The sequence below is a fragment of the Arthrobacter sp. lap29 genome, assembly GCF_032458965.1.
Taxonomy (GTDB): Bacteria; Actinomycetota; Actinomycetes; order Actinomycetales; family Micrococcaceae; genus Specibacter; species Specibacter psychrochitiniphilus.
In genome coordinates this window covers 683,137-692,972 of the sequence record NZ_JAUCEK010000001.1, presented here as the reverse complement: position 1 = coordinate 692,972, position 9,836 = coordinate 683,137, and the positions used below count along the sequence as shown (strand labels likewise).

9 protein-coding genes are annotated in these 9,836 nt (G+C 60.0%); 6 read left to right on the top strand and 3 right to left on the bottom strand.

The window, feature by feature from the left end:
- The first annotated feature begins 238 nt into the window (after positions 1–238).
- The 6 genes from RY113_RS03065 to fabF all read left to right on the top strand — a co-directional run bounded on the left by RY113_RS03065 (position 239) and on the right by fabF (position 6,863).
- Entirely contained in the window at positions 239–1,591 is a 1,353-nt protein-coding gene (locus RY113_RS03065; protein ID WP_110107379.1) for a DUF2254 domain-containing protein, read from the top strand.
- Positions 1,592–1,668: 77 nt separating this feature from the next.
- The gene (locus RY113_RS03060) at positions 1,669–2,901 is read left to right on the top strand and encodes a helix-turn-helix domain-containing protein (RefSeq protein ID WP_315913385.1); all 1,233 of its coding nucleotides are present in this window, start codon (positions 1,669–1,671) and stop codon (positions 2,899–2,901) included.
- Positions 2,902–3,128: 227 nt separating this feature from the next.
- Positions 3,129–4,082: an ACP S-malonyltransferase gene (locus RY113_RS03055; RefSeq protein ID WP_315913319.1), complete on the top strand. Its 954-nt coding sequence runs from the start codon at positions 3,129–3,131 to the stop codon at positions 4,080–4,082.
- Positions 4,079–5,140, top strand: coding sequence for a beta-ketoacyl-ACP synthase III (locus RY113_RS03050; protein ID WP_315913317.1), 1,062 nt, complete (start codon positions 4,079–4,081; stop codon positions 5,138–5,140). Before RY113_RS03055 ends, RY113_RS03050 begins: the two co-directional genes overlap by 4 nt.
- Positions 5,141–5,226: 86 nt before the next feature.
- Positions 5,227–5,472, top strand: coding sequence for an acyl carrier protein (locus RY113_RS03045; RefSeq protein WP_038462997.1), 246 nt, complete (start codon positions 5,227–5,229; stop codon positions 5,470–5,472).
- A gap of 131 nt (positions 5,473–5,603) precedes the next feature.
- Positions 5,604–6,863: a beta-ketoacyl-ACP synthase II gene (gene fabF, locus RY113_RS03040; protein ID WP_110107374.1), complete on the top strand. Its 1,260-nt coding sequence runs from the start codon at positions 5,604–5,606 to the stop codon at positions 6,861–6,863.
- A gap of 165 nt (positions 6,864–7,028) precedes the next feature.
- Here fabF and RY113_RS03035 read toward each other — a convergent pair whose 3' ends face one another.
- The 3 genes from RY113_RS03035 to RY113_RS03025 all read right to left on the bottom strand — a co-directional run bounded on the left by RY113_RS03035 (position 7,029) and on the right by RY113_RS03025 (position 9,788).
- Positions 7,029–7,532 (bottom strand): DUF3145 domain-containing protein, encoded by a 504-nt coding sequence (locus tag RY113_RS03035; RefSeq protein WP_110107372.1) that lies wholly within the window; start codon positions 7,530–7,532, stop codon positions 7,029–7,031.
- Between the two features lie 205 nt (positions 7,533–7,737).
- On the bottom strand, positions 7,738–8,673 hold the full coding sequence (locus RY113_RS03030; protein ID WP_315913307.1) for a tyrosine recombinase XerC: 936 nt from the start codon (positions 8,671–8,673) through the stop codon (positions 7,738–7,740).
- 65 nt (positions 8,674–8,738) lie between these two features.
- Positions 8,739–9,788 carry an LCP family protein gene (locus RY113_RS03025; RefSeq protein ID WP_315913305.1) on the bottom strand — a complete coding sequence of 350 codons (1,050 nt, stop codon included), beginning with the start codon at positions 9,786–9,788 and terminating at the stop codon, positions 8,739–8,741.
- Positions 9,789–9,836: the final 48 nt, after the last annotated feature.

The following is a 9,836-nucleotide window of genomic DNA, read 5'->3' as shown; positions in this document are numbered from 1 at the left end:
CGGCTCCCGTTTTATCCCGCGCTAAGCGCGAGATAAAACGGGTCCCTCGCCGGCGTGGGCCCACCCACACCCGCCCCACGGGCGTGGGCCCACCCCACGCCCTACTCGGGCTGGGGCGCAACGCACGGCTGTGGCCGGTGAACCTTTCTGGTTTCACCGGCCACAGCCATCACACCCCAAATTCAGAGGAGCTCAAGACGGCTCCTTCTAGGCACTTTCAGGATGCGTGGAGGCTTCAATGAACAGCAGAACGGCCCGGATCGCAGATGCGCTCCGCACGCAGTTGTGGCCTGTACCGGCTATTGCAGTACTAGTAGCGCTGGCACTGGGGACAGTACTACCAGCACTAGATGCTGCGCTGGATACCAAACTGCCGGGGAACATCTCGGGGTTCCTTTTCGGTGGCGGACCTGACGCTGCAAGGGCCGTTCTGCAAGCCATTGCAGGCTCCCTCATTACAGTCACCTCCTTGACTTTCTCCCTGACAGTGGTCACCTTGCAATTGGCCAGTAGCCAATTCTCTCCCCGGGTCCTACGGACCTTTGCTGCCGATAAGTTTGTCCACTACACCCTGGCCTTATTCATGTCCGCGTTTGCATTTGCCTTGACAGTGCTGCGCACTGTGCGGAGCGCCAGCGGCCCAACAGCAGGATTTGTCCCGGAAATTTCCGTCACGCTCGCCTTCCTGCTCTCAATTGCCAGCATTCTAGGACTCGTCTTGTTCTTGGCACACCTCACTCGGGAAATCCGGGCAGAAACCATGATGCAACGCGTTGCCGACGAAACCAGGGCCACGTTAGAACGCTGTTTTCCGCCAGACCGGGCGCCGTGGCGTCCCGCCCCGCCCGCAGGGCCTGGATTTATCAGGATCGAAGCCGCTCGGACAGGATTTCTGACATCGGTTGACTACCAGGAACTGATCCGCCTTGCCGTAGCTGAAGGGGCGGTGATCAGGATTGATAAGACACCGGGAAGTTCCGTGATCCAAGGGGTCCCGTTCGCCACTGCCTGGCCGCTGGATTCCAGCCTTGAATTTGATCTGGAAACAGCTAAACGGTTGGCCAAAGGCAGCACTAAGGCCATTCATACCGGCAGCGAACGCACTCACGTTCAGGATGTGGCCTTTGGCTTCCGCCAGTTAGTAGACGTTGCTGCACGAGCGCTCTCCCCCGGGGTCAACGACCCCACCACCGCTGTGCACGTTCTCGGCCACCTTTCCGGACTCCTCTGCCAGCTCCCTGCCAGAATGCCCGGCACACAGTGTCTGATGGATGAGCAGAACAGAGTCCGAGTGGTCTTGACCCTTCCAGAGTTGGCAGACCTTCTTGACTTGTCCATGGCGCAGCCACGCCTCTACGGGACCAGTGATCCTGAAGTTGCCGAGCGTTTGCTAGAACTACTTCAGGAATTGTCCTGGTCAGACCATGCCGGGTCCTACCGGCCCGTTATTCTCCATCAGGCTCAAAACATGGAAACTGCCATCAAATCAGCCGGACATCTGCCCCAAAAAACGGCAGAATTACTGGAAAGCGCGCGAGCCTTGGTGGCAGCGAATACGGAGCAGCTTCCGCCATCAGCCTCCAGCCTATGAGCTCACAGATAGGCATCACCGCCCGCCTGAGCGCCACCAATAGCGTTGACTCGCAGCTCAGGACATATCCTCAAGACATGGCAGTAGAGAAATCACCGGCTACAGTGGCGCGGGATCATGGCGGATCAAATACCCTGGAACGGCTGCGAGCCAACATTGGCCCCTTGTCCACCATGATGCGCAGGGAACTTGAAAACACGCTTCCCTGGTACCGGAGGCTCAGCGCCGACGAACGTTCATCCCTAGGTCTCGTGGCACAGAACGGGATAGCCGCGTTCGTCTCCTGGTACGAACACCCGTCATCTCCTAGCTGGGTCCTTTCTGATGTCTTCGGCACAGCTCCCACCGAGCTCACGCGCTCAATCAGCTTGCAGCGGGCGCTGCAGCTGATCCGGACCGTTGTCCAAGTGGTCGAGGACAGAGTGCCTGAACTAGCGGCGCCGGAGGAACAAGTGGCCTTGCGCGAAGCCGTTCTACGCTACTCTCGCGAGGTGGCCTTTGCCGCTGCAGACGTCTACGCCCGTGCCGCGGAAAACAGGGGTGCCTGGGATACCCGGTTAGAGGCGCTGGCTGTTGATGGCATCCTCCGCGGGGAGAATTCCGATGCCCTCCAATCACGCATCTCAGCCTTGGGTTGGACCTCGCGCGGACGGTTCACCATCATGGTGGGCCCCGCGCCGTCAGAACCGAATGCCCTTTTCCTCTCCACGCTGCGCCGCGCAGCAGGACGTTTTGCCGAAGATGTCATGGTGGGCATTCAAGGCGATAAGTTAATTCTGGTGCTGGGCAACGTGGCGAATCCCGATTCAGCCTATGTGCGCCTGAGCGAACTGTTTGCCCCGGGACCGGTTGTGTATGGACCGCTGGCGACAACGCTGGCCGAGGCTACCGCCTGCGCCAAGGCGGCTTTCGCCGGCATGTCAGTAGCCAAGGGCTGGTCCGCCGCCCCGCGTCCGGTGTCAGCTGAGGACCTGTTGCCTGAGCGTGTCATAGGGGGCGATGACTCTGCCCGCCAAGTCCTGCTGACGAGCATTTACCGCCCGCTTGTGGCAGCATCCAATGGCCTGGAGGAAACCCTGAGCAGTTACCTGCAGGGTGGGCATTCCTTGGAGGCTGCGGCCCGTGACCTTTTTGTTCACTCCAACACCGTCCGTTACCGGCTGCGACGCGTGTGCGATGTCACAGGATGGGACCCGCTCATTCCCCGTGAAGCGTTTGTCCTCCAAACAGCCTTGATTGTGGGCAGGCTCGCCACACCGGCAAAACTGGCAGGCACACAAAGCCCCAAGCAGCCTGGCAAGGCCCCGTGAGAGCCGCTTTGGCACGGCCGGGAGCGTTTACCGGCGGCCAGGAATGGGCCGGAGCGCACTTGCAGCCACTGAATTTTCAGGCCAGCACACTGTGCATATCCCACCAAGAGACGTAACGATGACGCGCCGAGACCCGGGAGCATTGTAGACTTCCTACAAATTGTGCCGAAGAGCTTGGTGTATGGAAACACCCTAAAAATGCTGTTAAGTTTGGAAAGCTGGTTAATGTGCTTGCAATAGTCTGCCCGGGTCAGGGCTCTCAATCCCCAGGATTCCTTTCGCCATGGCTAGAACTCCCTGGTGTCCAAGAACAACTGGCCTCCCTGAGCGATGCCGCGGGCATTGATTTGCTCACCCACGGCACCCTTTCAGATGCGGAAACCATCAAGGACACAGCCGTTGCTCAGCCGCTGATCGTGGCTGCCGGGCTCATCACAGCCCAGGCGCTCCTGGGCGAAGACGCAACCGCTGCTCTGGTTCCCGGCACCATGGTGGTAGCTGGCCACTCCGTCGGTGAAATCACGGCCGCTGCCCTGACCGGAACCCTCTCCAACTCCGATGCCATGGCCTTTGTGCGGGAGCGGGCCAACCGCATGGCCGAGGCCGCTGCCGTCACACCCACCGGCATGGCAGCTGTTGTGGGCGGGGATCCCGAAGAGGTTATCGCCGCCATCGAAGCCGCCGGTCTCACCCCGGCAAATATGAATTCCAAGGGCCAGACCGTGGCCGCGGGCACGCTGGAGCAGATTGCGGCCCTTGTCGCGGCCCCTCCCACCAAGGCCCGGGTCATCCCCTTGCAGGTTGCCGGCGCGTTCCACACCCACCACATGGCCCCGGCCGTCTCCGCCTTGCAAGCGCTGGCTCCGTCACTTACTCCCCACACACCCAAGGTGGCGCTACTCTCCAACTACGACGGCGCCGCAGTACCTTCCGGGGAAGCGGCACTTGCCTCACTCATCGCCCAGGTGTCACGGCCCGTGCGCTGGGATAAGTGCATGGAAACCATGTCCACCATGGGTGTCACCGGGCTGATCGAGCTGGCCCCGGCTGGCACGTTGACAGGCTTGGCCAAACGCGGAATGTCCGGGGTGGCCACCATTGCGGTGAAAACACCCGAAGATCTCCAAGCTGCCCGAGAAGTGCTGGCAGCACACCTTTCATCGGAAGCAGGATCACTGTGAGCACCCCCACTTTGAAGGCAACCCCCACGCGGGCCGGTTCCCAGATCTTGGGCATTGGCGCCTACCGCCCGTCCATCATTGTCAGCAACGAGGACGTGTGCCAGTGGATTGACTCCTCTGACGAATGGATCCGCCAACGCACGGGCATCATCACCCGGCACCGCGCCCCCAAGGACGTCTCCGTGGTGGACATGGCCGTCTCGGCAGGTGCTGAAGCCCTTGAAAAAGCTGGCATTGAGGCCTCCCAGATTGGTGCGGTGCTGGTCTCAACTGTGACGCACCCGTACGCCACACCCTCGGCTGCCACTTTGATCGCCGACCGTCTCGGTGCCACCCCTGCCCCTGCCTACGACATCTCCGCAGCTTGTGCTGGCTACTGCTACGGCGTGGCCCAGGCGGACTCCCTGGTCCGTTCAGGAACCGCGGAATATGTGCTGGTCATCGGCGTTGAGAAGCTTTCCGATGTCATCGACAACCATGAGCGCACCATTTCCTTCCTGCTCGGTGACGGCGCCGGCGCCGTGGTGATAGGCCCCTCCGAGGATCCCGGCATCAGCCCCTCCGTGTGGGGTTCGGACGGCAGCAAGTGGGACACCATTGGCATGACCCACTCCCAGCTGGATATCCGTGACTTCAGCGAGCAGGCCATGAAGGGCGACGGCGTAGCCCTCGCCGCGGCTGACGAGGCCCACTCCACGCTGTGGCCCACACTGCGCCAAGACGGCCAGACAGTGTTCCGCTGGGCCGTGTGGGAAATGGCGAAGATGGCCAAGAAGGCCCTCGTCGATGCCGGCATCACCGCCGAGGATCTGGGCGCCTTTGTGCCGCACCAGGCCAATATGCGCATCATTGACGAACTTGCCAAGCAGCTCAAACTGCCTGAGCACGTCATCATTGGACGTGACGTTGCCGATGCTGGAAATACCTCCGCCGCCTCTATCCCCCTGGCAACACACCGCTTGCTGGCAGAGAACCCCGAGCTCTCCGGTAAACTTTCGCTTCAGATCGGCTTTGGTGCCGGACTGGTGTTTGGCGCCCAAGTTGTGCGTCTGCCCTAAAAACGTATCCCCCTCAACCGAGGGTGATCATCATGCCTGAAATGATCAAGTCCTTGATCACAGCAAAAGAAGAAAAGGAGCCGTCAATGGCTAGCAACGAAGAAATCCTGGCTGGTTTGGCCGAAATCGTTAACGAAGAGACCGGACTTGCCCCCGAGGCAGTTGAGCTGGATAAGTCCTTCACAGATGATCTGGACATCGATTCCATCTCCATGATGACCATTGTTGTCAACGCTGAAGAGAAGTTTGATGTGAAGATCCCGGACGAGGAAGTCAAGAACCTCAAGACCGTTGGCGACGCTGTCAGCTTCATCGCAGGCGCACAGGCCTAAGCCTGAGCCCTGTGTTCGTCTCAACCCGCAGTAGCGGACTGTGACACCGTGGTTGGCCGGATCTGCAGGACACCGGCCAACCACATCACCACCCCCCGACCTGCCCCCAAATTTTTGTAGAGAGTTGAACCATGGCCCGCAAAGTAGTCATCACCGGTTTGGGTGCCACCACACCCATTGGCGGCGACGTCCCGACCATGTGGAAGAACGCCCTCAAGGGTGTTTCCGGCGCCCACACCCTCACCGACGACTGGGTGGAAAAGTACGACCTTCCAGTGCATTTCGCCGCCAAGGCATCAACTCCTGCCACCGAGGTGCTCAGCCGCGTCGAGGCCAAGCGCATGGACCCCTCAACACAGTTCGCAGTTGTGGCGGCTCGTGAGGCGTGGAAAGACTCCGGTATCGAAGAGGTTGACCACGACCGCCTCGCAGTAGCCTTTGCCACCGGGATCGGCGGAGTCTGGACCCTTCTTGACGCGTGGGACACCCTGCGTGAAAAGGGTCCGCGCCGGGTCCTGCCCATGACGGTTCCCATGCTCATGCCCAATGGCCCGGCAGCAGCCGTCAGCCTGGACCTTGGCGCCCGTGCCGGAGCCCACACTCCCGTCTCCGCCTGCGCCTCAGGCACCGAAGCCTTGCACATTGCCCTTGAGCTGATCCGCTCGGGCAAGGCCGACGTGGTGGTGGCCGGTGGTGCCGAAGCCGCCATCCACCCCATGCCGCTGGCTTCCTTCGCCGCCATGCAGGCGCTCTCCAAACGCAACGATTCCCCCGAGACGGCTTCACGGCCCTACGACATCAGCCGTGACGGTTTTGTCATGGGTGAGGGCGCCGGCGCACTGGTGCTAGAAGCCGAGGAGCACGCCTTGGCCCGTGGCGCCCGTATCTACGGCGAGCTGGCTGGAACTGCTGTCACCGCAGATGCCTACCACATCACGGCTCCGGACCCCCAGGGCCTGGGTGCAACCCGCGCCTTGAAGGCAGCCCTGTTCGATGCCCGTGCAATGCCTGAGGACGTGGTGCATGTCAATGCTCACGCCACGTCAACGCCTGTCGGTGACAAGCCGGAATACACCGCACTTAAGGCCGCCCTTGGCGATCACGTCGATAACGTGTGCGTTTCCGCCACGAAGTCGCAGATGGGGCACCTGCTGGGTGCCTCGGGTGCTGTGGAGTCGGTGCTGACCGTTCTGGCCGTCTACCACCGTTTGGCCCCTGTCACCATCAACTTGGAGAACCAGGACCCGGAAATCCCCCTTGATGTTGTCACCGGTTCCCCGCGTGAACTGCCCGAGGGTGAGATCATGGCATTGAACAACTCATTCGGCTTCGGCGGTCACAACGCTGTTGTGGCAATCCGTAGCACGGGCCCGAAGGTTGAACTCTCCTAATTTCCCCACTTTTTTATGGCTCTTGCGGACATCGGATTTTTCGCAGTAGCAGAGGGCGGGATTAAAATACGACGGCGGCACTCACCTTTTTGGTGGGTGCCACCGTCGTTCTTTTATGCCTTAATGGAACTGGTGTCCATCGTGGCAAGAAAAACAGAGAGTTGCTTAGCCTACGTGGTGGAGCCACCGGACAGGGGCGCCTGCAGCCGCATGGCGGAAGGGTTCAAGTTCCTCATCCCAGGCTTCGCCAAGGGCTAGTGAGAGCTCCTGGTAGACAACCGTGGGATCGCCAGCGCCGGATTCGTAGGCGTAGCGAATCCTATCTTCTGAAACCATGATGTTTCCGTGCACGTCCGTGACGGCATGGAAAATACCTAGTTCAGGGGTGTGGGACCAGCGCGAGCCGTCCACACCGGGGCTGGGATCTTCTGTCACTTCATAGCGGACATTGGCCCATCCGCGGAGAGCCGACGCCAGCCGGGCGCCTGTTCCTGCGGGTCCTTGCCAGAGGACTTCTGTGCGCAGCACATTGGGCGCCGCGGGCTGTGCAGTCCAGTGCAAGTCCGAGCGTTGTTCCATCACCCCTGCGATGGATGACTCAATATGTGGGCACATGACAGCCGGGGCTGAGTGCACAAATAAGACACCGCGCGTGGTTACTACCTTCATTCCATCCTCCATAGCAGTAGGTGCGTCTTCCCCAACGACCTTCTTATGGATGAAACTCTGGTTACACGGGCTTCTGTGCTGGCCTAAATTTTTGTGTGTTTTACCCGTCCTTCGGGGCTGTTAATAGATTCTATTGCTTTTGCTTCCTCTCATTGTGCCGCAGCGGATCACATTACGCCACCGTAGTGACTTGGAGCGCGTTTGTTCAAGCCCGTGGATGCGCTGTGCGGTAACTTTCCCGCAGCCGTTCCACGGAAACATGTGTGTACAACTGGGTTGTGGCCAATGATGTGTGACCAAGAATTTCCTGCACCGACCTCAGATCAGCCCCACCGTCCAGGAGGTGAGTGGCCGCAGTGTGACGCAACGTGTGGGGTCCGGTTGCGGAGGTATCACCCATGGCACGCAAAAGCCGGTCTACCACGGTGCGCACTGCACGCTGGTCAATCCGCCCTCCGCGCTTGCCCAAGAACAAGGCAGATCCTGCCCCTGCTTTCAGCAGGGTAAGCCTGCCAGTCTCCAACCAATCCCCCACGGCCTTTTCTGCCGGTACACCGAAGGGAACAATCCGCTCCTTGTTGCCCTTGCCCAGAACCTTCAAGGTACGCCGTTCCCGGTTGATGTCCCCCACGTCCAGGCCCGCCAATTCTCCAACACGAATACCTGTTGCATAGAGCAGCTCCACCATGGCTAGGTCCCGCACTGCTACGGCGTCCCCGGACTGCGCTGAGGCAGTGAGTTCCTCCAAGAGCCGGCGTATTTGTTGTTGTTGCAATACCCCCGGCAGTGTCTTCTCGCTCCGGGGCGCTTTGAGGCGAAGTGCCGGATCCACCGTGATGATCTCTTCTCGAAGCGCCCACGCTGTGAAGCTTCGGACCGTGGCGGCACGCCGGGCAAGGGTTGAGCGGGCCAGCCCAGCGCTACTTTGCTCGCCGAGCCAACGCCGCAGTGAGCTGAGGTCCAGCTCGGCCAAGTGCGTATTGCCTTCGGTGACGGCGTGGATCAGTAGCGCATCAATGTCCCCGAGGTAGGCCCGCACCGTATGTTCTGACCGTCCCCGCTCGTGACGTAAATAGCGGGCAAAGGCGTCAGCTGCGCTGGCAAGGGCAGGCGGCAGGGCGGCCCGTTCTTCTGATTCCACACACCCACTGTGCGCCAGCGGGCTGACATGGGCAAGTTACCTCGCCGTACTGGGAGAAACTCTACTCAGCCAAGACCTGCCGTTTGGAGGTACTCCCCGAGCGTGTCATTATTCAGGGCCTTCCCTATAGCAGTCAGGGCATTGTCATCGGCCAAGACAATGGACTGCCCGTCTGCGCTTGTTCCCGTCCCTAAGGTAGGCAAGGTAAAAGCGATCACGTCTGATCCACGGACACCATTCAGACTCAAGGCAAGCGCGCCTAGAGTTGCGGCATTCAGGGTGGAATCCACACTGACATAGGGAGAAATCTCTTTCACGAGCGTTGTCACTTTGAAGGGGTTGGTCATTGTTGCCGGTGACATGACCTCGTTCAGCACTGCCCTCAGGAATAGTTGCTGATCCTTCACCCGCTGATAATCGCCGTCAACAAAGGCGTAGCGTTCCCTTACGAACGCCAGAGCCTGATCGCCGTCGAGTTTTTGCGGACCGGCCTTGAAGGTGAAGTTGCCATGAACGGAAGTGAAGTCCAACGGTACGTTGACCTGCACACCCCCCAAGGCGTCAGTGACTGACTTAAACCCCTGGAAATCAATAACTGCCACGTGATCGATCCTGGTTTTAAACAGTCCTTCCAGTGTTTGGACTACCAGAGGAACACCCCCGTAAGCCATAGCCGCATTGATTTTGGCTGGCCCCACCCCGGGTATATCTACCCACATGTCACGCATGATTGACATCAAATACAAATGGTGGCGATCCGCCGGCACGTGCAACCACATGATGGTGTCCGAGCGCTGGTTGGAGGGGTCGCCTGCTTCGGCGAGGTTCAGGCCATCTCCGCGGCTGTCACTGCCTAGCAGCAAAATATTCTGGGCCTGTGCAGCTGGCCCTTCCGTCGGCTTGACGGGCCGGAATCTCTCTTGGGGGAATGCTTGAGGGATACTCTGGGTCTGGCTATTGAAGGTGTGGGCAAGATTGGCAATAAAAGCCACACTACTTAGTGCTGCAATCACGAAGATTGCGAGAAAGACCAGCAGAATACTCCGCCCGGTGTTGCGCCGGCGGCGGGCGGGAAAAGGCCGATCCGCTTCGATGCTCATAGAGTCATGACTCATAGTGTCATGATGCCACCGCCCTGAGGTTTTGTCTGTGCCACCGTAGCA

Bases quoted from the DNA above. Each gene is read 5' to 3' on its own strand.
- RY113_RS03045 (WP_038462997.1), top strand. From the start codon at position 5,227: ATGGCTAGCAACGAAGAAATCCTGGCTGGTTTGGCCGAAATCGTTAAC.
- RY113_RS03060 (WP_315913385.1), top strand. From the start codon at position 1,669: ATGGCAGTAGAGAAATCACCGGCTACAGTGGCGCGGGATCATGGCGGA.
- fabF (WP_110107374.1), top strand. From the start codon at position 5,604: ATGGCCCGCAAAGTAGTCATCACCGGTTTGGGTGCCACCACACCCATT.
- RY113_RS03065 (WP_110107379.1), top strand. From the start codon at position 239: ATGAACAGCAGAACGGCCCGGATCGCAGATGCGCTCCGCACGCAGTTG.
- RY113_RS03035 (WP_110107372.1), bottom strand. From the start codon at position 7,532: ATGAAGGTAGTAACCACGCGCGGTGTCTTATTTGTGCACTCAGCCCCG.
- RY113_RS03025 (WP_315913305.1), bottom strand. From the start codon at position 9,788: ATGAGTCATGACTCTATGAGCATCGAAGCGGATCGGCCTTTTCCCGCC.